The sequence below is a fragment of the Aeromonas sp. sif2433 genome, assembly GCF_019218705.1.
In the GTDB taxonomy this organism is placed as follows: Bacteria; Pseudomonadota; Gammaproteobacteria; order Enterobacterales; family Aeromonadaceae; genus Aeromonas; species Aeromonas encheleia.
The window spans coordinates 18410-41902 of the sequence record NZ_JAHUXD010000018.1 but is presented as its reverse complement, the minus strand read 5'-3'; the positions used below and the strand labels follow the sequence as shown (position 1 = coordinate 41902).

Here is a 23493-nt window from a genome sequence, read left to right as displayed (position 1 = left end):
ACCCCGAAGATCATTCCCGACCTAGTGGGCGAGTAGGAGCAACCTAATGAGCAAGATCACCACCACCAGCCTGCTGAAGATGAAGCAGGACGGACAAAAAATCACCGCCATCACCGCCTATGACGCCAGCTTCGCCAAGCTGTTCGACGACGAGGGCGCCCAGGTGCTGCTGATCGGCGATTCCCTGGGCATGGTGCTGCAAGGGGGAGAAGACACCCTGGCGGTCAGCATGGACGAGATGGTCTACCACACCCGCTGCGTGGTGCGTGGCACCAGCAAGGCGCTGGTGGTCAGCGACATGCCGTTCATGAGCTACGCCACCCCGGAGCAGACCTACCAGAACGCCGCCCGACTGATGGCCGCCGGTGCCCGCATGGTGAAGATGGAAGGGGGGGACTGGTTGTGTGACAGTATCCGCCACCTGACCCGCAACGGCGTCCCGGTCTGTGCTCACCTGGGCCTGACCCCGCAATCCGTGCACGTGTTTGGCGGCTTCAAGGTACAGGGCCGCGATGAGTTCCACGCCCAGGAGATCTACCGCCAGGCGCTCGAGCTGCAGGCGGCCGGGATCCAACTGCTGGTGCTGGAATGCGTGCCGGTCAGCCTGGCCGAGCGTATCACCAAGGCGCTGCGTATCCCGGTGATCGGCATAGGTGCCGGCCCGGCCACCGATGGCCAGATCCTGGTGATGCACGACGCCTTCGGCATCACCTCCGGCTATGTGCCCAAGTTCACCAAGAACTTCCTGGCCGAGACCGGCGATCTGCATGCCGCCGTCCGTCTCTACGTGAAGCAGGTCAGCGAGGGCACCTTCCCCGGTCCCGAGCACTGCTTCAACTGAGCAAGGCCTCATTCATGGCAACGGGGGCATCAGCCCCCGTTTCGCCATCCATATCCAGGCTGATTCAACCCCTCTCTCTTTGATGTATCCGAAGGTAACCGCCGATGTTGGTTGTGAACAATCCCGTCGATCTGCGTGAACAGATCGGTCAATGGCGCCGTGAAGGGCGCACCATCGCATTCGTGCCCACCATGGGCAATCTGCACCAGGGCCATCTCACTCTGGTTGAACAGGCGCGCCGCCACGGCGAGAAGGTGGTGGTCAGCATCTTCGTGAACCCCTTGCAGTTCGACAAGGCCGATGACCTCGCCAACTACCCGCGCACCCTGGAGCAGGATTGTGCCGCCCTGCAAGGGGCCGGCGTGGATCTGGTGTTCACGCCGACCCCCGAGCTGATGTACCCCCATGGCCTGGCCAGCCAGACCTTCGTCGAGGTGCCCGGCCTCTCCAGCCTGCTGGAAGGGGCGCTGCGCCCCGGCCACTTCCGTGGCGTCAGCACCGTCGTCGCCAAGCTGTTCAACCTGGTCCAGCCGGACCTGGCCTGCTTCGGCCAGAAGGATTACCAGCAGCTGGCGCTGATCCGCAAGATGGTGGCCGACATGGCCATCCCGGTCGAGATCGTCGGCGTACCGACGGTGCGGGCGCAGGACGGACTGGCGCTGTCATCGCGCAACGGCTACCTCAGCGCCGCCGAGCGGGCCCTGGCCCCCGAGCTGGCCCGTACCATGAACTGGGTCGCCGAGCAGATCGAGGCCGGTGATCACCACCTGCCCTCCCTGGTAGCCCAGGCCAGTCAGCGCCTCGATAACGCCGGCTTCAGGACCGACGCCATCGACATCGTCGATGCCGATACGCTCGAATCGGCCACCGAGGCCAGCGAGCGGCTGGTGATCCTGATGGCCGCCTATCTGGGCAAGGCCCGCCTCATCGACAATTGTGTGGTCACGCTCGGGGCCTGACAGGTCCCGACAAGGAGAAAGAGATGTCCAAGAAGGTTTATTGCATCGCCCAGTTCCAGCCCAAGGTCGGTCAGGAGCAGGCGCTGTTCCGGGTGTTGCAGGGGCTCGAGCCCAACACCCTGCGGGAAGATGGCTGCCAGCAGTACATAGTCACCCGCCACATCCCCAGCCCCTTCGCCGAGGGCGAGAGCTTCCCCATCGCCTTCAACGAGATCTGGCGCGACATGGCGAGCTTCGAGGCTCACTGCCAGCGTGCCGAGATCAAGGCGTTCTTCGAGCGCCATTGCCTCGCCGAGGATGGCATAGTCGCCAAGTGGAACGTCTGCATCTACAGCGATGAACCGGCGCACTACGACGCCCCCGTCTTCTGATCCCTTCAAGTCCAAAACAAAAGGCGCCCGCGGGCGCCTTTTTTCATGGTGCGAGCACTCAGTGCCGCAGCCCGGTGCCACGGGAGATCAGCCACCAGGCCAGGCCGTAGAGCGCGACGATGAAGCCGATGATGATGAGGTAGGCGGTGCCGAGCGGCACGTCGGAGATACCAAGGAAGCCGTAACGGAACGCGTTCACCATGTAGATGATGGGGTTCACCTGGGAGACCCCCTGCCAGAACGGCGGCAGCAGCGTGATGGAGTAGAAGACCCCGCCAAGGTAGGTGAGCGGCGTCAGCACGAAGGTGGGGATGATGCTGATGTCGTCGAAGGTCTTGGCAAACACCGCGTTGATGAGCCCGCCCAGGGAGAACAGGATCGAGGTCAACAGCACGGTGAAGCAGACGCTGAACAGGTGGTGGATCTGCAGCGGCACGAAGAACAGCGACACCAGGGTGACGATGAGGCCGACGCAGAGGCCACGCGCCACCCCGCCGCCCACGTAACCGGCGATGATGATGTAGTTCGGCACCGGCGCCACCAGCAGCTCCTCCACGTTGCGCTGGAACTTGGCGCTGAAGAAGGAGGAGGCGACGTTGGAGTAGGAGTTGGTGATGACCGACATCATGATGAGGCCGGGCACGATGAACTCCATGTAGCTGAAGCCCCCCATGTCACCGATGCGCGAACCTATGAGGTTGCCGAAGATGACGAAGTAGAGGCTCATGGTGATGGCCGGCGGCACCAGGGTCTGCAGCCAGATCCGGGTGAAGCGGACCACTTCCTTGGTCAGTATGCTCTTGAAGGCGATGTAATAGGTGTTGGCGTTCATGCTTTACGGCCCTCTTCCACCAGGTTGACGAACAGCTCTTCCAGCCGGTTGGCCTTGTTGCGCATGCTCTGCACCTGCACCCCCTGGGCGGACAGCTGCTCGAACAGGCTGTTGAGGGACTGGCTCTTGTCCAGATCCACCTCCAGGGTGTGCTCATCCTGCATCCGCCCCTGGAATTCGGGCACATGGGGCATGGCGCTGCCGGGCGCCAGATCCAGCATGAAGGTCTCGCGCCCCAGCTTGCCGAGCAGCGCCTTCATGCTGGTATTCTCGATGAGGCGGCCCTTGTCGATGATGCCGATGTTGCGGCACAGCATCTCGGCCTCTTCCAGATAGTGGGTAGTGAGTATGATGGTGACCCCCTGCTCGTTGAGCTGCTGCAGGAACTGCCACATGGAGCGGCGGATCTCGATGTCCACCCCGGCGGTCGGCTCATCCAGGATCAACAGCTTGGGCTCATGCATCAGGGCGCGGGCGATCATCAGGCGGCGCTTCATGCCACCGGAGAGGGTGCGGGCCGGCGCGTCGCGCTTGTCCCACAGATCGAGCTGGCGCAGGTACTTCTCGGCCCGGATCTTGGCTTCGCCACTCGGTACGCCGTAGAAGCCGGCCTGATGGATGACGATCTGGCTCACCTTCTCGAACTGGCTGAAGTTGAACTCCTGCGGCACCAGGCCGAGCTGGGCCTTGGCCTGCTCCAGCTGGCCGTCGATGTCGTAGCCGAACACCTTCACCTTGCCGGCGCTCTTGTTCACCAGCGAGCTGATGACGCCTATGGTGGTGGACTTGCCCGCCCCGTTCGGGCCGAGCAGGGCGAAGAAGTCCCCCTGCTTGACGGTAAGATCGATGCCCTTAAGGGCTTCGACGCCCCCCTGATAGGTCTTTTTCAGGCCGCTGATTTCCAATGCGTTCATTGCAACCCCTGTGATGGAATGGCCCATCTCGAGACAGAAAAGGCGGCCGAGGCCGCCTGCAGACAGTCGATGGCGGCGGCCATGCTGCCTATGTCACTGCTGAGCCTTGCTTATTCTTGCGGAACTACCTTGCCGATGAACGGCAGATTACGATACTTCTGGGCGTAGTCGATACCACAGCCCACCACGAATTCGTCCGGAATGGAGAAGCCGATCCAGTCCACCGGCACATGTACCTCACGGCGGGACGGCTTGTCCAGCAGGGTGCAGATGGCCAGGGATTTCGGCTCGCGCAGGGAGAGGATCTCGCGCACCTTGTTGAGGGTGTAACCGGTGTCGATGATGTCTTCGACCAGCACTATGTCCTTGCCCTTGATGTCGTCATCCAGATCTTTGAGGATGCGCACGTCACGGGTGCTGTGCATACCGGAGCCATAGCTGGAGGCGGTCATAAAATCCAGGGTGATGGGCAGTTGGGTCTGACGGCACAGATCGGCCAGGAAGACGCAGGAGCCGCGCAGCAGGCCAATCATGACCACTTCATCGGAACCCTGGTAACGGGCGGTGATCTCTTCACCCAATTTGGCGATCCGGGCGGCGACGTCGGCCTCGGAGATCATCACCTCGACAGTGTGTTTCATCACATACTCCATTCATGGCCAAAGGGTTATTGGCCGTTCATTTGCATCAAAACCGAGGATTCTACCATTCCAGCCGGGAGGCGTCAGGCATACGTGATGCTTTTATCGGCTTATTTTAATTGATAGAGTTAGCGGGCCTTTGGGCATTATCGGTGACAATACTATAAACACCATAATCAATAACTATTAGATGAAAAAACTATGGAACCACGCGCAGAAATAAGACGTCGAACCCGGCTTTCGCCGGAGGCTCGCCGTGACCAACTGATGGAGTGTGCCATCGAGGTATTCTCCCGTCGCGGCATTGGCCGTGCGGGACATGCCGAGATCGCGGAACAAGCCAAGGTATCGGTCGCGACCGTATTCAACTATTTCAACACCCGTGAAGATCTGGTCGATGAAGTGCTGGCCGAGATCGAGCGCTTCGTGCAACAGATCCTCGAGCAGGCTTATACCGGCCAGGGTCCGGTCAGCGACAGCATTCACCGTCACGTGAAGCTGTTCGTCGACGCCGCCTACGATAGCCCGGACCATGCCAGCATCTGGCTGGAATGGAGCTCATCGGTGCGGGAAGAGGTGTGGCCCCGCTACACCCGCTTGCTGGACCGGGCGCTGGAACGCATAGCGCCCCACCTGCAGGCCGCCATGGACAGTGGCGAGATCCAGAGCGTGCTGTCGGCGCAGGATCTGGCCCGCTCCCTGACCGGGTTTGGCTACGTCATGATGCAGATGATCAATCAGCCCCAACGCCCATCCCGGGAAGAGGTGACTGATTTTCTGTTCAAGTATGTGACGGCCCCCATTCAGGTCGCCTAACCCGCCTCGCCAATAAAAAAGCGGCGCCGGACTGTTCAGGTCGGCGCCGCTTTTGTTTGCCTGCCGTCTGGCTCAGGGCTGGGCATAGCCCCAGCGCCGGGTCAGCGCATGCTCGACCCCAAGGTGATCCAGGATCCTGGCCACCATAAAGTCCACCAGATCCTCGATACTTTTCGGCTCATGATAGAAACCGGGGGCGGCCGGCATGATGGTCACCCCGAGCCGCGCCAGCTTCAACATGTTCTCCAGATGGATCGCCGAGAAGGGGCTCTCCCGCGGCACCAGGATGAGCTGGCCACGCTCCTTGATCACCACGTCAGCCGCCCGCTCCAGCAGGTTGTCGGAGGCGCCGTTGGCAATCGCCGAGACTGTGCCCATAGAGCAGGGACAGATCACCATCTGTTTCGGCGCCGCCGAGCCGGAGGCCACCGGCGAGAACCACTCCTCCTTGCCACAGGCCACTATCTGCCCTTCCCTGGCGCCATATTGGCGGCAGAGGTAGGCAGACAGCTCCTTCGGCGAGCCGGGCCAGTCCTGCTGCTGCTCGGTCTTGAGCACCACCCGGGCGGCGGAAGAGGCCAGCAGATAGACCCTATAGTCCGCCTGTACCAGGCATTGCAGCAGGCGTAGGGCGTAGGGGGCGCCGGAGGCACCGGTCAGCGCCAGGGTGATCTGTTTGCTCATGACTTGCCTTGCTTGAGGCGGGCGAGCAGCTTGTCGTGAATGCCGCCGAAGCCGCCGTTACTCATGATCAGAATATGATCGCCGGCACGGCTCTCGGCCACCAGCCGGTCGATCAGGGTCTCCAGCTCGTCGAATACCCGGGCCGGACGGCTCATGTGGGCCGTCACCTCGGCCAGATCCCAACCGATGTTGGCCGGCTGGAAGAAGAGCACCTCGTCCGCGCCGTCGAAGCAACCGGCCAGCTCCTCCTTGTGCACCCCGAGCTTCATGGTGTTGGAGCGCGGCTCCAGCACCGCCAGGATGCGGGCCTTGCCCACCTTGGCGCGCAGGCCACCGAGGGTGGTCTCGATGGCGGTCGGGTGGTGGGCGAAGTCGTCATAGACGCTGATGCCCGCCACCTCACCCTTGAGCTCCATCCGCCGCTTCGGCGACTTGAACTGGCACAGGGCTTTGATCCCGTGCTCCACCATGACGCCGGCGTGACGGGCGGCGGCGATGGCCATCAGACCGTTGTTGACGTTGTGCTCGCCGATGCACTCCCAGTGCACCTCGCCCTGCTTCTGCCCATCCAGCCACACCTCGAAGGCTGAGCCGTCCTCTGCCAGCTTGACCGCCTTCCACTTGGCGTCGTCCTGACCCACCAGTTCGACTTCGCTCCAGCAGCCCATCTCGCGCACGGCACCGAGGTTCGCATCGGCCTGGGGAAACAGCACCCGGCCATTGCTCGGCACTGTGCGCATCAGGTGGTGGAACTGACGCTGGATGGCGGCGAGATCCGGGAAGATGTCCGCATGGTCGAACTCCAGGTTGTTCATGATCAGGGTGCGGGGATGGTAGTGCACGAACTTGGAGCGCTTGTCGAAGAAGGCGCAGTCATATTCGTCCGCCTCGATGACGAAGAAGGGCGCATCCCCCAGGCGGGCGGAGACCGGGAAGTTACCCGGCACACCACCGATGAGGAAGCCAGGTGCCAGCTTGGCGTACTCCAGCACCCAGGCCAGCATGCTGGCGGTGGTGGTCTTGCCATGGGTGCCCGCCACGGCCAGCACCCAGCGATCCTGCAGCACATGCTCCAGCAGCCACTGGGGACCGGAGATATAGGGCAGATTGCGATCCAGCACATATTCCACGCAGGGGTTGCCACGGCTCATGGCGTTGCCGATCACCACCAGATCCGGCGCCGGATCGAGCTGGGACGGATCATAGCCCTCGGTCAGCTCTATGCCCTGCTGCTCGAGCTGGGTGCTCATGGGGGGATAGACGTTGGCATCGGAGCCCGTGACTCTATAACCCAGCTGCTTGGCCAGCACGGCGACGCCGCCCATGAAGGTGCCGCAGATACCGAGGATGTGAATATGCATACCGCTTCCCGTTCCTGTAGAGAGAGCGAGCATTCTAGCAAGATGGCGCCAATTTGGCAGACCCAAGCTGACCGGCTGCAGCCAACTCTGTCGCAGTGCCCTCGAAATATGGTCATTTGATTCGACATCGCTATAATATCGGCCTGCAAACTTGACTCCAACACTGAAGGAAACGTCATGAGCCTGAACCTGGTACCGGCTGGCAAGAGCCTGCCTGACGACATCTATGTCATCATCGAAATCCCGCAGAACGCCGACCCGATCAAATATGAAGTCGACAAGGACAGCGGTGCCATCTTCGTTGATCGCTTCATGTCCACCCCGATGTTCTACCCGTGCAACTACGGTTACGTGAACGCCACCCTGTCTCTGGATGGGGATCCGGTCGACGTGCTGGTGCCGACTCCTTACCCGCTGCTGGCCGGCTCCGTCATTCGCTGCCGCCCGGTCGGCGTGCTGAAGATGACCGACGAATCAGGTGAAGATGCCAAGATCGTGGCCGTGCCGCACTCCAAGCTGACCAAGCAATACGATCACATCAAGGATGTGAACGATCTGCCTGAGCTGCTGAAGGCCCAGATCCAGCACTTCTTCGAGCGCTACAAAGAGCTGGAAGCGGGCAAGTGGGTCAAGGTGGAAGGTTGGGGCGACAAGGCCGCAGCAGAAGCCGAGATCGTCACTTCTGCCGAGCGTTACGCCGCCAAGTAAGCGTATTTCTCGAAATAAAAAGGCGCCTCATGGCGCCTTTTTATTTGCTCTGGGCTGATGACCCGGCGTCAACCCCGGCGGATCGCCCTGGATATAGATGTCGCGCCCATTCTGGCGGTAGGGACGGTAGTAACTGTCGCCACAGTGGTAATCCTCGCCCCTGCCCCCCACCAGCTCGCAGTTGACCGGCAACACCTCCAACCACTTGACCGCCTGCTGCAGGCGCAGCCACTCCTGCCATTCGTGTTCCCGCGCCAGCTGATCCCGCAGGGCAAAGGTGTCTGCCGTGGACATTCCCTGATTGACGATCACCTGGCCCGCCAGCGCCGGCAGCGCGACAGACATCAGCAAGAGCATCGAGATAGGCTTCATGATCGCTCCCTGTGCGACTTATTTTCAGAATTAAATTTAAAGCTTTATCAGGTGATTACCAACTTCAATGCAATTGAAGTAATCCAAAACCTGCCGCCTCACCTAGTTGTTTAGTATCTATCGGCGCGGGATGCAGCATCATGAAACTGGCACAAGGAGTGCTGTGGAGTCTAGTGTTTGCCGCCGCGGCCGGTGCCCAGGAGGTCAACCTCAGCTGGCAATGGCAGTCCGCCGACGGCCAGCTCAAGCATCTGCAACTGAGCACGGATGAGCGCGTCATCTCGGCCAGCCGTCATGAGATGACCCTGCTCGACGCCTCCCTCAACTATCCGCTGGAGACCCTCTACTCCTACATCAGCCCGCGGCTCTACAACAGCATCAACCAGATCAACCAGAGCAGCCCGGAGACCGCCACCAAGTTTCGCAACCTGGAGCAGGCCTTCACCCTGCACGACGACAGCCTGGAGTCGAACCAGTTCTGGCAGGCCTATCAACAATATCAGGAAGATGCCTTCTACCAGATGCGGGTGCTGCCCTGTGTGCACCCGGCCAATCGCAAGCTGCCCTGCGTGCGGCCCAACTACTCCCAGCTGTTCTATCAGTTCAAGGGTGACCTCAAGCCGCTGGCCCAGCAGTTTTCGGCCAAGGATCTGGCCACCAGCGTCAATCTGCTGCAGGAGTGGTTAAACGGCATCCCCACCCCTCCCGAGCAGATGGATCACTTCGCCCCCCCCTTGCAGGCGCTGCAGGACAACAAGGCCGACAGTGACGAGAAGGCACTGCTGATGGCCAGCCTCTTGGCCGAGCTGGCGCCCCAGTACATGCTCAGCATCATCTACCCCAACATCAGCATCGGCAGCGTCTCCCCGGCCTGGCTCGCCATCACCGCCGACAGCGGGCTGAAAGGTGACACCCTAGTGATCGGCAATCAGCGCCACGTGCTGCTGACCGGCTCCCCCCTGCTGGCCCAGCAGATGACCATGGCCCAGATCCCGCTGGTCAGTGAACCGCTCTACTGAGCCAGACTCCTCAAACCAGTTGATAAGGTGTTGATTTTTATCGACTGCGTGCCATCCTAGCCGCCCTTACCAGCCGCCAATCTGCGCTGGCGGACGGTGCGATCCTAACGCTCACCACATTATTTAACACTTTTTAAACAGATCCGATCAGTTTAGGATGAGTACTGTCCCATTCCCACAATCATGAAATCGTTATAACATAACAAAGGAGTGTCATCAGGATGAAACATCTCGTACTTACCTTGGCGCTGCTGCCAGGCCTGGTCATGGCCCACAACATCAAGGAATCTGCCCAGGTGCCGCCGGTCAACATCGGTGACAAGGGTGAGCTGGTGCTGCAGGACAAGGCGATAAGCTATCAGCCCTGGCAGAGCAAGGTGCTGGCCGGCAAGGTCTTCTTGATCCAGCACATCGCCGGTCGCTCCAGTGCCAAGGAGTTGAATGCCCCCATGATCGAGGCGATCAAGGCGGCCAAGTTGCCCCATGATCAGTACCAGACCGTCACCATCATCAACAGCAATGACGCCATCTGGGGCACCTCCGGTTTCGTGAAGAGCAGTGCAGAAGACAGCAAGAAGGAGTTCCCCTGGTCTGTCATGGTACTGGATGCCAAGGGCATGGCCCGCAACGCCTGGGATCTCGCGCCGGAGAGTTCGGCCATCATACTGCTGGATAAAGAGGGCAAGGTGCTGTTCGCCAAAGATGGCCAGCTCGATGCCACCAACATCGCTACCGTGATGGGGCTCATCAAGTCCCATCTCTGAATCAGAGAGTAAGGGCGCTGATGGCGCCCTTTCCATAAGGGTCTATGGGTCGTTTCAAGCTGAAAATCTGGTTGTTGCTGCTGGGCTGGTTGTGGTTGCAACCGGCACTGGCGCAGCATCCGCTGGAAGCGAGCCTGCCTGACCACGGCCACCATTGCCTCATCTGCGCCCTCCATCTGGATGGCAAGCTGGCCCTGACGCCCACTCCGCTTGTCCCTGCCCCACAGTTTGCCAGCTTTCCGCCCGTTATCCCCGGTTTCCCCCTGCTCGGCAACCCCGCCTCGCCTCACTACAGCATCCGCGCCCCGCCGGCTTCCCATCGTTGAACCAACTGAATATTTCTCTTATTAATTGATGGTTTAAAAGGATTAACGATGAAAGCAGTCACCCTGTTACTGGCGGCCGCCGCCTTCGGCGTACAAGCCAATCACGACGACCATGAGAGCCATGGCCACGGGGCCCACGAGCATGGCCACGGCCACCTCAATCTGGTGCTCGATGGCAACCAGCTGATGATCGAGCTGCAGGCGCCTGCCGCCGATCTGGTGGGCTTCGAGCATGCTGCCAGAAGCGATGAGGAGAAGGCGCAGTACGCCAGGGCGCTGACCCGGCTCCAGCAGCCGGATGCCCTGTTCCGCCTCGATCCTGCCGCCGGTTGCACCCTGACCCGGCAGGAGATCAATGCCGCCAAGGAAGATCACGACCACGATCATGACCATGAAAAGGCGGACGGCGATCAGGATGAGCACCACCATGATGAGGCGGGTCACGCCGACATGGGCGCCATGTACACCTACACCTGCGAGACCCCGGCCAAACTCACTGGTCTCGAGGCCACCCTGTTTGCCGTCTATCCGAGCCTGGAGAAGCTGAGCGTGCAGGGTATCTTGCCCAACGGCCAGACCGCGGCCGAGTTGACCCCATCCGCCTTCCAACTGAGCTGGTGACACCATGAAAAACGCCGTGGTTGAGATCCGCGATCTGGCCTTTGCCTGGCCAGGTGGCGAGGCCGTACTCGATCTGCCCGCCCTGTGCATCCAGCAGGGGGAGCGGGTCTTCATCAAGGGGCCCTCGGGGTCCGGCAAGTCCACCCTGCTCGGCTTGCTGGCCGGGATCCAGACCGCCAACCACGGCACCCTGGAGGTGCTGGGCCAGCCATTGGCCCAGCTCTCTGGCCGCACCCGTGATCACTTCCGGGCCGCCAATCTGGGTTACATCTTCCAGCAGTTCAACCTGCTGCCGTTTTTATCCGTGCTGGACAATGTCACCGCCGCCCTCAGCTTCTCGCCCCAGAAGCGAGCCCGCCTGCAAGGGAGCCCGGAACAGGAGGCGCGCCGGCTGCTGGGGGAGCTGCAACTGCCAAACGAGGCGCTGCACAGACCCGTCCACGCCCTGAGCATCGGCCAGCAGCAGCGGGTCGCCGCCGCCCGCGCCCTGATCGGCTCGCCACCGCTGGTGATCGCCGACGAACCCACCTCGGCCCTCGATACCGACAACAGGGCCGCCTTTATCAAGCTGTTGTTCGAGGAGTGCGACAAGCAGGGCTCGACCCTCGTCTTCGTCAGCCACGATCCCTATCTGGAGCCCCTCTTCCCCCGGGTGGAGAACCTGCAACTGCTCAACCGGAGGGCCGCATGATGACAGCCGCAATCCAGCGCCTCTGCCCGGCCAGCCCCGCAAGGTTGGTTAGTTCACAAGCCAAAAAACGGAGGGCATCATGCTGAAACTTGCCCTGCAAAGTCTCTGGGCCCGACGCCTCACCGCCGGGCTTACCCTGCTGGCCGTTGCCATCAGCGTCACCCTGCTGCTCGGGGTGGAACGGGTGCGAATGCAAGCCCGGGAGAGTTTCTCCAACACTGTCTCGGGTACCGACCTCATCGTCGGCGCCCGCTCCGGTCAGGTGAACCTGCTGCTCTACTCGGTGTTTCGCATCGGCAACCCTACCAACAACGTGGGCTGGGATTCCTACCAGGCCATCAAGACAAAGCCTGGCGTCGCCTGGACCATCCCCCTCTCTCTGGGTGACTCCCACAAGGGGTTCAGGGTGCTCGGCACCAACGGCGACTACTTCACCCATCTGAAATACGGCCAGCAGCAGTCGTTGCAACTGCGCGAGGGGCGGCCATTCGAGACGCCGTTCGAGGCGGTGCTCGGCGCCCAGGTGGCACAGAAGCTCGGCTACAAGCTGGATCAAGCCATCGTCATCGCCCACGGCGCCGGCAACACCTCCTTCAGCCAGCACGACAACCTGCCGTTCAAGGTGGTGGGGATACTGGCACCGACCGGTACCCCCATAGATCGCACCATACATGTGCCGCTGGCGGGGATAGAGGCGATCCACCTCGGCTGGGACACCGGCCGCCACAGCAAGAATGTGACCCCGGAGCAGGCGCTGGCTCTGGATCTCACCCCCAAGACCATCACCGCCTTTATGGTGGGCCTGAGCAACCGGATATTAGCGTTCCAGCTGCAGCGCAGCATCAACACCTACCCCAGGGAGCCGCTGATGGCCATACTGCCCGGGGCCGCCCTGCAGGAGCTCTGGAGCCTGATGAGCGTGGCGGAGACGGCACTGTCGGTCATCGCCGGTTTCGTGGTGGTGGCGGGTCTCATCGGCATGCTGACCACCCTGCTGGCGGGGCTCAACGAGCGGCGCCGCGAGCTCGCCATATTGAGATCCCTGGGTGCGGGTCCCTCCCACCTCTTCCTGCTGCTGGCGCTGGAGGCGATGGCGCTGACCACCCTCGGCATCGCCCTCGGGGTGGCCGTGCTCTATCTCGGCCAGGGGCTTGCCACCCCCTGGCTGCTCAGCCACTATGGCCTGCAACTGAGCCTGGGGCTGCCGAGCGCCTACGAGTGGCAACTGCTGGGGCTGGTGTGGCTGGCGGGCATGGTGATAGGCCTGCTGCCCGCCGCCCGCGCCTACCGCTACAGCCTGAGCGATGGCATGAGTATCCGGATATGATGCCGCGCTGGATAAGGTCAATATCGCCGCCCGCGCTTACCGCTACAGCCTGAGTGATGGCATGAGCATTCGTATCTAGCGACATGCCCGCATAAAAATGAGAGAAGGACTGATGATGAAGTGGAAGATAGTGGCGCTGCTGGCCAGCCTGCTGGTGCTGCCTGCCATGGCCGCCGATTACAAGACCATCGACTGGGACGTGCTGATCCCGGAGGGGGAGAAGCTGCTGCCACCGCCCCAGGTCAATCACGAAGACCCCATGTCGGTGCCGCAGCCGGTGGGAGGCGTCAACAAGAAGCTGGACAACCAGGAGGTGCGGATCCCCGGCTTCGTGGTGCCGCTGGAGGGGGATGCCAAGACCATCACCGCCTTCCTGCTGGTGCCCTACTTCGGCGCCTGCATCCACGTGCCGCCGCCCCCCACCAACCAGGTGATCTACGTGAGCTACCCCAAGGGGGCGCCGGTGGATGATCTCTGGGACGCCATCTGGGTCAAGGGCAAGATGCACACCCTCAGCTCCAGCCACGAGATGGCGACCGCCTCCTACTCCATGGAGGCGGTCGAGGTCAGCATCTACGAAGAGTAAGCCACGCCGATGGCCTCCTGCGGGAGGCCATTTTTTTATCCTGAGCCCGCTGACGTCGTCCCCGCCTGAGGGATTGTTCATGGGCCAGGTTGGAGTAACATTCAACACCAGACCCTGCGATCACGGAGCCAGCATGGCTGACCTGCCCCCCAAGAAAGAGAGTGCCATCCTGAGCAGCCAGGAGCAGACCCTGCGCCTGGCCCGCAGTCGCGGCATAGACGGCATGCTGACCCGCAACAGCGACAGCACCTTCGAACAACGCGCCACCTTCCGCCATCTGGCGGATCAGGCCGCCCGCCAGCGCAATCTGGAAGCCATCATGGTGATGGCCGCCCGTCACTGCGAAGAGACGGCGGCCGGCGGCGAGATGGACAGCGACTGGCTGACCCGCTTCCTGCAACTGGCCGAAGACATCAGCATGGTGCCCATGCAGCAGCTGTGGGGACGGATCTTCGCGCTGGAGGTGGCGACCCCGGGCCGCTTCTCTATCCGGGCCCTCAGCACCCTCAAGGAGATGACCCAGCGCGAGGCCCAGCTGTTCCAGCGCATCTGCGCCCTCTGCTGTCACTATGAGGGCAGCGAAGAGCAGCGCCTGCTGCTGGGCATGCACAAGGGCGCCAGCCTGCTCAGCCGGGCCAAAGTCACCCGCATGGGGCTTGGCAAGTATCGGGTGCCCTACAGCGCGCTGCTGTTGCTGTTCGATCTGGGCCTGCTGCACCGGGGCGAATTGGAATCCGGGCCCCTGCCGGCGGACGGCGTCGAGCTCGCCTTCGGCAACCAGCATTGGCGACTGCGCCAGCGCCAAAGCGGCCTGACCCTGCTCTATTACCGCCTCACCCCGGTCGGCAACGAGCTCGCCCTGCTGCTGGATGAACCGCCGCTGGAGGAGTACCTGCAGGATCTGAAGACCCTGCTGTCGACCAACCTGCAGATCGAGACCCTGATGCTGGCCCCGGCCGGCGAGCCTGATCTCCCCAGCTGATCCCGGCAGACCCTTGGGCTTCCCCCTGACTGCCCAGCGGCCGACAAAGGCCATGGGCCCGGTATGGTCACAGATACCGGGCCCATGAGCATGACAAGGCCAGCGTGAGCGCGACTCATTTCTTGATCTTGCCCATAAAACCACCCTCTCCCGCTTCCCACACCAGCTCCGTTCGGTAACATAGTCGTTCTCGGTAATGTCTCGTCGGAGTCAGCAATGAGCCAGACCAGAGCAAAACCCCAATTAAATACCAGCAGACTGGAGGCTGTGATTCAGGGGGCGGTAGCGTGGTTTCTGTTGGTTGGCGCAGAGCGTAGCGAAGCCCAACAGACGAGCATTATCACGTCAACCAGAGCGGGATAAAGATGGATTTGGTCGAGCGGTAAAACAAATTTTCAGATACGTTTCGCGGTAAACGTTGGGCTTCACTGCCTTCAGCACCAACCTACGGCTTTTAGCCCAACATACGAGATGTTGGAAAGAAGAAAAAATTCAGTTGGCTTTTTCGCTTCGCTCAAGGTGATAGCCAACTAAATTTTTCTAATTAACAGGGTGTTATCCATCCTAAATGGAAGTTTTAGTATGAAATTGAATAGCCTTAACGATATTTTCGAACGGCGATTATTACGTATTCCTGATTATCAGCGTGGATATGCATGGAAGGAGCACCAAGTTGAAGACTTTTGGGAGGATATTCTTCAGCTAGAATCTGATCGGATTCACTATACTGGTGTAATCACTCTCGAACCAGTAAAGTCCAGTTTATATCAACGCTGGGAAAAAGACCTATGGCTAATCGAAGGTGTAGGGTTTCGCCCATTTTATGTAGTGGATGGTCAGCAGCGTTTAACCACGTCAATGATCCTTTTGCAAGCGATCCTTGATTCCGTCGATAACGGTGCAGAACTGAACTATCAATCTATTGTTTCTATTCGTAAACAATTCATATTTTTTGAAGCTGACAATAAATTACAACAGAGTTTCATTTTTGGATATGTGAAAGATAATCCCAGCGATGAATACATGAAAACCAAGATCTTTGGTGAGTATTCCAGCTCAAATCAGTTTGTGGAAACACTTTATACACGCAATCTCAGCTTTGCTAAAAGCTACTTTATGGAGCGGTTAGCTGTAATGCCAATTGATGATATAGCCATAATTTATAAGAAATTAACGCAGAAACTTAAATTTAATCTGTACGAAATTGATGAAGAGATTGATGTTTTTGTGACTTTCGAAACAATGAATAATCGGGGTAAGCCACTGACCAGTTTGGAGTTGCTTAAGAATAGGTTAATCTATCTTTCTACATTGTTTAAAGACAATGAGGGGCGGGAGCAACTAAGAACTAATATTAATGATGCATGGAAAACCATGTATGAGTACCTAGGGCAAAACCCCGACATTCCCCTCAGTGACAACCTCTTTTTACGTAACCATTGGACAATGTTTTTCAAATATACTCGCAAAAAAGGGGATGATTACATCAATTTTCTACTGGATGAGAAGTTTAATGCACGAAACATTACTCACTCCAAAAAAGTAGAAGATGAACTTAAGATTGAAGAGATCTCTGACTATGTGAAAAGTCTTCAGCAGTCTGTTGTCTACTGGTTCTTTATGCATAATCCATATTATACGCAAGGCAACCAGCTTAACGACTTTCAGAAACTGTGGCTGGATCGCTTGGAGCGTTTGAGCTTTAGATCTTTTAAGCCTCTAATCTTGTCGGCATTTGTCTCCAAGCAAGATCCCGAAATGATTAGTAAGCTGCTGGCCGCGGCTGAACGCTATAATTTCACATTGTTCAATCTAAGCCAGCGCCGTGCTAATACCGGTGACACAGAGTTCTTTAGTATGTCGCGGGATTTATTAACTGGAGTTAGATCGATTAAAGAGGTAGTTGAGTCCATAAATTCTTGGATTGATCGCTACTATGATTCAGAGAAATTTCTAGCTCACATTGAGGAGAAGTACGAGTTGGACAGGAACGGATTTTACCACTGGGATGGTATTCGTTACTTTCTATATGAATATGAGTACTGGCTCAAGGAGAAAGGTAAACAGGCAGCCAGTAAACTCACTTGGGATGCACTGAAAACCAGTAAAAAAGATCATGTGACTTTGGAGCATATCTTTCCACAAACTCCTGACGATGCCTATTGGCGTGAGCGTTTCGGTCACCTTAATGAGCAGGAACGGCGCTATTTAACCCACTCTTTAGGAAATTTGTTACCTCTTTCTCGCTCCAAAAACTCGGCATTGCAAAATGATAGTTTTCCTCAAAAGGTTAATAACGGAACAGGTGTTGGTTATTACAACGGATCTGTTTCCGAGAATGAGGTTGCTCAAAATACAGACTGGACACCGAATAAAATCTTAGAGCGAGGATTAGAGCTACTTAGATTTATGGAACACCGATGGAATATAATTCTTGGTGATTCGAAATTTAAAATCAGATTATTACACGCTGATAATATTGAGCTTAAATAAAATTAGGGGCACCCACCATTCTGAGCGCCGCGTAGTGGCCCACAGAACCAAAATGGTGACTGTTCCATTTTTATTTGTCTTTATAGATTGGCGTAGAACGTAGCGAAGCCCAACAGACGAACATGACCACCTCAACCAGAGTGGAATAAACATGAATTGGGTCGATCAGTAACACAAGTTTGCAGATACGTTTCGTGGTAAATGTTGGGCCTCACTTCGCTCAGCACCAACCTACGAATTTTAGCCCAACATACAAGATGATGACCCATGTTAATAAAAAGCCACCGTTTATCCGGTGGCTTCTTTAAGCTATTTTTTATCACTGAGTGCTTTTAGAACATCCATAATAAAGCTAGCCTTGTCTATCTCTGGCTCACTCTTAGAGAAAACTTGAGTTATGAGCCTGATTTTAGTGTCACGCTTGAACTCTAGTTTCTCCCGCTCAGTCATATGCTCACATTCTATGGAATTAGTTATTTGCTCTGCCAAAATGGCGGCCTTAAGCATTGTCATTTTCTCAGTATTAAGAGAGACGATATGCTTAACCAAGAAAAAGAAAACACCCGATAAACCGCCAATAATCAGGGTGGTGGCTGTAATCAGCGGCAATCTACTGAGAAGAATATCCCAAGCACTAACATTACCCAAAAATGGCACCATATACATAAAGCTCTCACCATTTTGGTATATATATCTTGCCATAAAAGCCAACGCAACAAATGTAGAAACAGCCAAGATATAATATGGCCTTAACTGTTTAGACGTTTCATTAGAGTGTCCCACCATATCTAGGGTGGTAAGATTTTTTTGCCGATTCGCAACAGCTAACTCTTGCTGTACCGCCTTTAGCACATCGCTCGCTTTCTCAGTATCGACAACCAACATTTTAAGCTTATTTTCTTCTTTCTTGTACGAATCAGTCTCAACTTCGATTCTTTTCTCTATCGCGATTAAATTATCAGACTCATCGGCAATAGTTTTTGAAAGCTTTTCATACTCCCGACTTGAATTATCGATGTCACTTCTTACTTTTTCCAGAGCATTCTGACTGTGAGCTAGACTGTTTTTTGCGTGGGAGCGCTCTTGCTCTAATATATTGATATCATTAGATATAGAATCAAACAACGCTCGCTTAACATCGATAACACTATTAATGTTCTCAAGCTTACCTTTAATCTTTTGCATTTCGATAAGCGGTACTTCTCTAGCTCTGTTTAGAGCATCTTTAGCCCTATCAAATTTTTCCCGCTCAGTAAGCAGCGCAGAGGTGCTTGCAACACGCACAGAGCAAAATACACTGTGCTTTGGCAAGATAAGACCCAACGCAATGTCATGTATTTTATATGTGGAAATAGGTACGCTATTCAAAGGTTGTTTTGTTATTCTTTTGGTTGCAAATCTCTTATCCGTACCGTGATAGGAAATAAGCCTAACTGCCCCTTCATTTTCAGATTTAGATACATTCCGACAAGAGAGCTCCGAGACAATAACCGGAGTCGAAAACAATACAACTAACTCACCTTGAAGGGCGTTTTCATCATAGTTTGCAAATTTTAAAGCTTCGTTTGCAAAAGCAGCCTCCTGCTGAGTAAATAAGTCAGGGTCGAAATCACTATGTATGTGTATGAGCGTCTTGCTAGTTTCAGGCGTGTATGTTGTAAAAAATAAACTTAAGGCCTGAGTATATTCCTGAAAGGGTTTAACAATTTCATTAATATCGACACCACTAAACACCTCAGAAAAATCAACGTCATCGGAAATGTCATTCTTGCCTGCAGTCACCACCCCACCCCTCTGTTTTTGGCTCACTCGCAACAATCCCTAGCCTACCACTTTTGTGATGATCGATGCATATCATGGGTGAAATTGGAACACCCACCGTTCTGAGCGCCACATAGCGGCCAACCGATTGGCGAACTATCCCCATTGTCACAGACGGGCACTGTATTGGTCCCCTCTGATTCGCCGAGACGAGGCCACTGCACTAGGTCGCGAGACAAGGATGCCGAGCGAGTGACGGCGGGTCATGGAAGGCCCGTCGGCGCGTGCCGTCGGTGCTGTGGTAGAGGTGAGGGTACTCGACGAAGGAGAGCGAATCAGCGGGGGTGGCCTTTCTTTTGGTGACTTTTCTTTGGCCACGCAAAGAAAAGTCACTCGCCACAGCCCGCAGGGCGGGCGAAATCCCTATGCGGCGCAGCCGCATCAAAGTGCCAGCCACAGGTAAGGAGCTAGGCCGAGCTCCCCACAAGTCGCCGCCTAGTCGATCAACCCCCGCTGCCGCAGTGCAGTAATCAGCTCATCCACCAGCACTGCCACCGGCTTGCCGGCGTTCAGCAGATGGATTTCCGGCTGCTCCGGTGCCTCGTAGGCGGAGTCAATTCCGGTAAAGTTGCGGATCTCCCCTGCCCGCGCCTTCTTGTAGAGCCCCTTGGGGTCGCGCTCTTCACAGACGGCGAGCGGCGCATCCACAAACACCTCGACAAACTCGTCCGCTCCCAACAGGTTTCGCACCAGATCCCGCTCGGCACGGAACGGCGAGATAAAGGCGGTGAGCACGATAAGGCCCGCATCCACCATCAGTTTCGCCACCTCGCCGACCCGGCGGATATTCTCCTGGCGGGCGGCGTCATCAAAGCCCAGATCCCCGCACAGGCCGTGGCGCACGTTGTCCCCGTCCAGCAGATAGGTGTGCTTGCCCGAGGCGGCCAGCGCCTGCTCCAGTGCCCCCGCCAGGGTGGATTTACCCGCCCCCGACAGCCCGGTGAACCAGATCACCAGCGGCTTTTGTCCCTTCAGCTCGGCCCGGCTCTGTTTGTCGACGGCATGGGCATGCCACACGATATTGCTCATCCAACACTCCTTGATTGGCGCTCACGCCTCAACACTGAAACTGTCCACAACCACGGGGAGCCGATTCGGACTGTCAGCCGATAACTTGCTGATGCCATGGTATTGCTCATTCAAACTCCTTGCGAGGCATCAGGGCCCCAAAACGAAGAGGGTTGCGCCTTAAAACGGAAACAGCAGGGGCACCATGACAATCACCCCGAGGCTGTAGGCCAGGGAGACAGGCACTGCCAGCTTGAGGTAGTCCGGCATCTTGTAGTTGCCCGCCGCATAGACCATGAGGTTGGTCTGGTAGCCATAGGGCAGTATGAAGCTGGAGCTGGCCCCGAACAGCACCGCCAGGATGAACGGCATGGTGGAGACATCCATGCTGAGCGCCAGCTGGTAGCCCATGGGGAAAGCCAGGGCCGCGGCGGCGTTGTTGCTCATCAGCTCGGTCAGCACCAGGGTGAACAGGTAGATGCCGATAAAGGCGATGAGTGGGCTGGAACCGTTGAACTCCCCCATTAGCCAGTCGGCAATCAACCTGGCCAGGCCGCTCTTCTCCAGCTGATCGGCGATGGCGAGCGCGCCCCCCACCACCAGCCAGATGTCCAGCGGAAAGCGGCGGCGGATCTCGTCCAGGGTCAGGATGCGGGAGAAGAGCAGCACCACCAGCATCACCAGCAGCCCCTTGAAGAGCGGCACCAGATCGAACACCGACAGCGCCAGCACCCCGAGAAAGCCCAGCACCACGGCGGCGCTGCGCTTGCCATCAAGCCGGGTGGAGGCTTCGAGCCCGCTCACCACCACAAACTCCCGGGAGAGGGACTTGTTGCCCGCGAACTTGGGGCCCGGCGCCAGCAGCAGGGTGTCCCCCGCATGCAATTCAATCTGGCCGAGGCCGCCGGTGAGCTGGGTCTCGCCCCGGCGCACCGCCAGCACAACCGCATCGAAGTGGGTGCGAAACTCCGCATCCTTGATGGTCTGCCCCACCAGCCGCGAGCTGTGGCTGACGATCACCTCCACCAGATGCTGGCCGTTGAGGCGGTGCTGGCCGTAGAGATCCAGCCCCTTGAGCTCCTGCAACACGCCGACGCTCTCCACGTCGCCGCAAAACAGCAGCATGTCCCCCTCGTGCAGCTCGTGTTCCGGCTGCACCGGGCAGATCACCTGATCGCCCCGGATGATCTCGGCGAGATAGAGGCTTTTCAGGCTGCGCAGGCCGTTCTCCTTGACGCTGCGTCCGGCCAGCGGTGAGCCGGGGCCCACCTTGGCCTCGAGAAAGTAGCCGGATTCCCGGCTCATCTCGGTGTCCTGCTCCGGCAGGTGGCGGGCAAACAGCAGCACGGCCACCAGACCGGTCAACAGGGTGCCGGCTCCCACCATAAAGAAGTCGAACATGCCGAGCGGCTCGGCCCCCATCTTGATGAGGAAGCTGTTGACGATGAGGTTGGTGGAGGTGCCGATCAGGGTCAGAACGCCGCCGAAGGTGGCCGCGAAGCACATGGGCAGCAACAGCCGGGAGGGGGCATGATTGGGGTTGCGTTTGACCGCCCCCAGCATGGAGGCCACCACGGCGGTGTTGTTGACGAAGGCCGACAGGAAGGCGGTGGAGAACCACACCTTCACCAGCACCTTGTTGAAGGAGCCGGTGCCCACCAGGTTGGCGAACCAGCTCATGACCCGGGTCTTCTCCACCGCGAGCGACACCAGCAGCAGCAACACCAGGGTCAGCAGGGCGCTGTTGGTGTAGCCCGCCACCACGGCGTTGATGTCCGCCAGGCCGCTCAGATAGGTGATGAGCACGGCGCCCGAAAAGAGCAGCGCCGGCCGGAGTTTGCCCTGGATCAGCAGGGCGACGAGGGCAGCCAGCAGACCCAGCACCAGGGATTGTTGCCAGGTCATGGGCTTACTCCTTGCCGGAATCGTTGCTGATGGTCAGCGCCTGCCAGTGGGGGAAATGCTTGCGCACCAGGGCGTTGAGCTCGATCTCGAACTCGCTGTACTGCCCTGCCACCGCTTTTGCGGCCAGCCCTTCCACTATCATGCCCGCGCCCACGGTGACGTTGGTCAGCCGGTCGATCAGGATGAAGCTGCCGGTGTCGCGGATATCCGCATAGGGATCGAACGCCACCGGATCGGTCAGGCTGAATTCGCACAGGCCGATCTCGTTGAGCTTGAGCTCAGCTGCCGGCAGCTCGTCGAGCTTGTTGATCTCGATGCGATGGCGGATGGCCTCCACCTGGCCGCGACTCTTCTTGGTGGCCAGCTTGACGTCATAGACCCGGCCCGGTTGCAGGGACTCCTCCCCCATCCAGACGATGTGAGCCAGCACGTTCTGGGTCACCTGGGGCCGCTGGGCCGCATCCACCAGCAGGTCGCCCCGGCTGATGTCGATCTCGTCCGCGAAGGTGACCGTGATGGCCTGACCCGGCAGGGCGTAGTCCAGATCCCCGTCGAAGGTGACGATGCGGGTCACAGTGCTCTCCTTGCCGGAGGGCAGCACCGCAAGCCTGTCGCCGACCCGCAGGATGCCGGAGGCCAGCGTCCCCGCGAAGCCGCGAAAATCGAGGTTCGGGCGGTTCACGTACTGCACCGGCAGGCGCACCGGGTGGCATTCCAGCTCGCGCTCCGCATTTTGTATCACATCGGCGCTCTCCAGCAGGGCGAGCAGGGTTTCGCCCTGATACCAGGCCAGCTTGTCGCTTGGGTTGACCACGTTGTCACCGTCCAGGGCGGAGACCGGCACTATGTGGATGGTGTCGACGCTGAGCTTCTTGGCGAACTCGCGGTAATCGGCACTGATGCGATCGAACACCTCCTGGCTGAACCCCACCAGATCCATCTTGTTGACCGCCACCACGAACTGCTTGATGCCGAGCAGGCTCGCGATAAAGCTGTGGCGACGGGTCTGATCCAGCACCCCCTTGCGGGCGTCGATCAGGATGATGGCGAGATCGCAGGTGGAGGCGCCGGTGGCCATGTTGCGGGTGTACTGCTCGTGGCCCGGGGTGTCAGAGATGATGAACTTGCGTTTCGCGGTAGAAAAATAGCGGTAGGCCACGTCTATGGTGATGCCCTGCTCGCGTTCGGCCTGCAGGCCGTCCACCAGCAGCGCCAGATCGAGTTTTTCACCCGTGGTGCCGAGCTTCTGGCTGTCGGACTCCAGCGCCTTCAACTGATCTTCATAGATCTGCTGGGAGTCGTGCAGCAGGCGGCCGATCAGGGTGCTCTTGCCGTCGTCCACGCTGCCGCAGGTGAGAAAGCGCAGCAGGCTCTTGTGCTGCTGGGCGTGCAGGTAGGCTTCGATGCCCTGTTCGCTGATGGCGGTCTGAATGTGGTTGTTCATGATGCGA

The 23493-nt window shown here is 58.3% G+C and carries 24 protein-coding genes; 14 read left to right on the top strand and 10 right to left on the bottom strand.

What is annotated here, in order from left to right; genetic code table 11:
* The first annotated feature begins 46 nt into the window (after positions 1-46).
* From panB to KW825_RS19500, 3 genes are all read left to right on the top strand, one after another.
* Positions 47-841 carry a 3-methyl-2-oxobutanoate hydroxymethyltransferase gene (gene panB / locus KW825_RS19510; RefSeq protein WP_042652990.1) on the top strand — a complete coding sequence of 265 codons (795 nt, stop codon included), beginning with the start codon at positions 47-49 and terminating at the stop codon, positions 839-841.
* Between the two features lie 104 nt (positions 842-945).
* Entirely contained in the window at positions 946-1800 is an 855-nt protein-coding gene (panC, locus tag KW825_RS19505) for a pantoate--beta-alanine ligase (protein WP_218330142.1), read from the top strand.
* 23 nt (positions 1801-1823) lie between these two features.
* Positions 1824-2171 carry a putative quinol monooxygenase gene (locus KW825_RS19500; RefSeq protein ID WP_218330141.1) on the top strand — a complete coding sequence of 116 codons (348 nt, stop codon included), beginning with the start codon at positions 1824-1826 and terminating at the stop codon, positions 2169-2171.
* A gap of 58 nt (positions 2172-2229) precedes the next feature.
* Here the strand turns inward: KW825_RS19500 and KW825_RS19495 are convergent, their stop codons facing one another.
* From KW825_RS19495 to hpt, 3 genes are all read right to left on the bottom strand, one after another.
* Positions 2230-3003: an ABC transporter permease gene (locus KW825_RS19495; protein WP_042652993.1), complete on the bottom strand. Its 774-nt coding sequence runs from the start codon at positions 3001-3003 to the stop codon at positions 2230-2232.
* Entirely contained in the window at positions 3000-3917 is a 918-nt protein-coding gene (locus tag KW825_RS19490; protein ID WP_042652994.1) for an ABC transporter ATP-binding protein, read from the bottom strand. Before KW825_RS19490 ends, KW825_RS19495 begins: the two co-directional genes overlap by 4 nt.
* A gap of 110 nt (positions 3918-4027) precedes the next feature.
* The gene (hpt, locus tag KW825_RS19485) at positions 4028-4558 is read right to left on the bottom strand and encodes a hypoxanthine phosphoribosyltransferase (RefSeq protein ID WP_042653310.1); all 531 of its coding nucleotides are present in this window, start codon (positions 4556-4558) and stop codon (positions 4028-4030) included.
* A gap of 201 nt (positions 4559-4759) precedes the next feature.
* Between hpt and KW825_RS19480 the strand changes: the two genes are divergently transcribed.
* A complete protein-coding gene (locus KW825_RS19480; protein WP_042652995.1) occupies positions 4760-5374 on the top strand; it encodes a TetR/AcrR family transcriptional regulator in 615 nt (204 codons plus the stop codon).
* A 72-nt stretch (positions 5375-5446) separates the two neighbouring features.
* On the opposite strand, the gene KW825_RS19475 is transcribed toward KW825_RS19480, so the two are convergent.
* Both KW825_RS19475 and mpl read right to left on the bottom strand, forming a co-directional pair.
* Positions 5447-6058, bottom strand: coding sequence for a flavin prenyltransferase UbiX (locus tag KW825_RS19475; RefSeq protein ID WP_218330140.1), 612 nt, complete (start codon positions 6056-6058; stop codon positions 5447-5449).
* Positions 6055-7419, bottom strand: coding sequence for a UDP-N-acetylmuramate:L-alanyl-gamma-D-glutamyl-meso-diaminopimelate ligase (gene mpl, locus KW825_RS19470; protein ID WP_218330139.1), 1365 nt, complete (start codon positions 7417-7419; stop codon positions 6055-6057). Before mpl ends, KW825_RS19475 begins: the two co-directional genes overlap by 4 nt.
* A gap of 177 nt (positions 7420-7596) precedes the next feature.
* Between mpl and ppa the strand changes: the two genes are divergently transcribed.
* Positions 7597-8127 (top strand): inorganic diphosphatase, encoded by a 531-nt coding sequence (ppa, locus tag KW825_RS19465; RefSeq protein WP_005313216.1) that lies wholly within the window; start codon positions 7597-7599, stop codon positions 8125-8127.
* 27 nt (positions 8128-8154) lie between these two features.
* Here the strand turns inward: ppa and KW825_RS19460 are convergent, their stop codons facing one another.
* Positions 8155-8499, bottom strand: coding sequence for a hypothetical protein (locus KW825_RS19460; protein WP_218291670.1), 345 nt, complete (start codon positions 8497-8499; stop codon positions 8155-8157).
* A gap of 140 nt (positions 8500-8639) precedes the next feature.
* Between KW825_RS19460 and KW825_RS19455 the strand changes: the two genes are divergently transcribed.
* The 9 genes from KW825_RS19455 (at position 8640) to KW825_RS19415 (ending at position 17308) form a co-directional block, all read left to right on the top strand.
* Complete coding sequence (locus KW825_RS19455; RefSeq protein ID WP_042652999.1) at positions 8640-9518, top strand: hypothetical protein; 879 nt, start codon at positions 8640-8642, stop codon at positions 9516-9518.
* 221 nt (positions 9519-9739) lie between these two features.
* Positions 9740-10282 carry a YtfJ family protein gene (locus KW825_RS19450; RefSeq protein ID WP_042653000.1) on the top strand — a complete coding sequence of 181 codons (543 nt, stop codon included), beginning with the start codon at positions 9740-9742 and terminating at the stop codon, positions 10280-10282.
* Positions 10283-10326: 44 nt separating this feature from the next.
* Complete coding sequence (locus KW825_RS19445; RefSeq protein WP_218291668.1) at positions 10327-10608, top strand: hypothetical protein; 282 nt, start codon at positions 10327-10329, stop codon at positions 10606-10608.
* 48 nt (positions 10609-10656) lie between these two features.
* Positions 10657-11229, top strand: coding sequence for a DUF2796 domain-containing protein (locus KW825_RS19440; protein WP_218330138.1), 573 nt, complete (start codon positions 10657-10659; stop codon positions 11227-11229).
* Positions 11230-11233: 4 nt separating this feature from the next.
* Complete coding sequence (locus tag KW825_RS19435; protein WP_218330137.1) at positions 11234-11920, top strand: ABC transporter ATP-binding protein; 687 nt, start codon at positions 11234-11236, stop codon at positions 11918-11920.
* 79 nt (positions 11921-11999) lie between these two features.
* Entirely contained in the window at positions 12000-13247 is a 1248-nt protein-coding gene (locus KW825_RS19430) for an ABC transporter permease (RefSeq protein ID WP_218330136.1), read from the top strand.
* Positions 13248-13359: 112 nt separating this feature from the next.
* Positions 13360-13833 carry a DUF3299 domain-containing protein gene (locus KW825_RS19425; protein WP_218330135.1) on the top strand — a complete coding sequence of 158 codons (474 nt, stop codon included), beginning with the start codon at positions 13360-13362 and terminating at the stop codon, positions 13831-13833.
* A 133-nt stretch (positions 13834-13966) separates the two neighbouring features.
* Positions 13967-14815, top strand: a complete 849-nt coding sequence (locus tag KW825_RS19420) for a TIGR03899 family protein (RefSeq protein ID WP_218330134.1) — start codon at positions 13967-13969, stop codon at positions 14813-14815.
* 582 nt (positions 14816-15397) lie between these two features.
* A complete protein-coding gene (locus KW825_RS19415; RefSeq protein ID WP_218330133.1) occupies positions 15398-17308 on the top strand; it encodes a DUF262 domain-containing protein in 1911 nt (636 codons plus the stop codon).
* A gap of 309 nt (positions 17309-17617) precedes the next feature.
* Here the strand turns inward: KW825_RS19415 and KW825_RS19410 are convergent, their stop codons facing one another.
* The 4 genes from KW825_RS19410 to cysN all read right to left on the bottom strand — a co-directional run bounded on the left by KW825_RS19410 (position 17618) and on the right by cysN (position 23486).
* Positions 17618-19117 (bottom strand): hypothetical protein, encoded by a 1500-nt coding sequence (locus tag KW825_RS19410; protein WP_256354006.1) that lies wholly within the window; start codon positions 19115-19117, stop codon positions 17618-17620.
* A gap of 447 nt (positions 19118-19564) precedes the next feature.
* Complete coding sequence (cysC, locus tag KW825_RS19405) at positions 19565-20158, bottom strand: adenylyl-sulfate kinase (RefSeq protein ID WP_218330132.1); 594 nt, start codon at positions 20156-20158, stop codon at positions 19565-19567.
* Positions 20159-20317: 159 nt separating this feature from the next.
* Positions 20318-22042, bottom strand: a complete 1725-nt coding sequence (locus KW825_RS19400) for an SLC13 family permease (protein WP_218330131.1) — start codon at positions 22040-22042, stop codon at positions 20318-20320.
* A 4-nt stretch (positions 22043-22046) separates the two neighbouring features.
* On the bottom strand, positions 22047-23486 hold the full coding sequence (gene cysN, locus KW825_RS19395) for a sulfate adenylyltransferase subunit CysN (RefSeq protein WP_218330130.1): 1440 nt from the start codon (positions 23484-23486) through the stop codon (positions 22047-22049).
* Between the last annotated feature and the right edge of the window lie 7 nt (positions 23487-23493).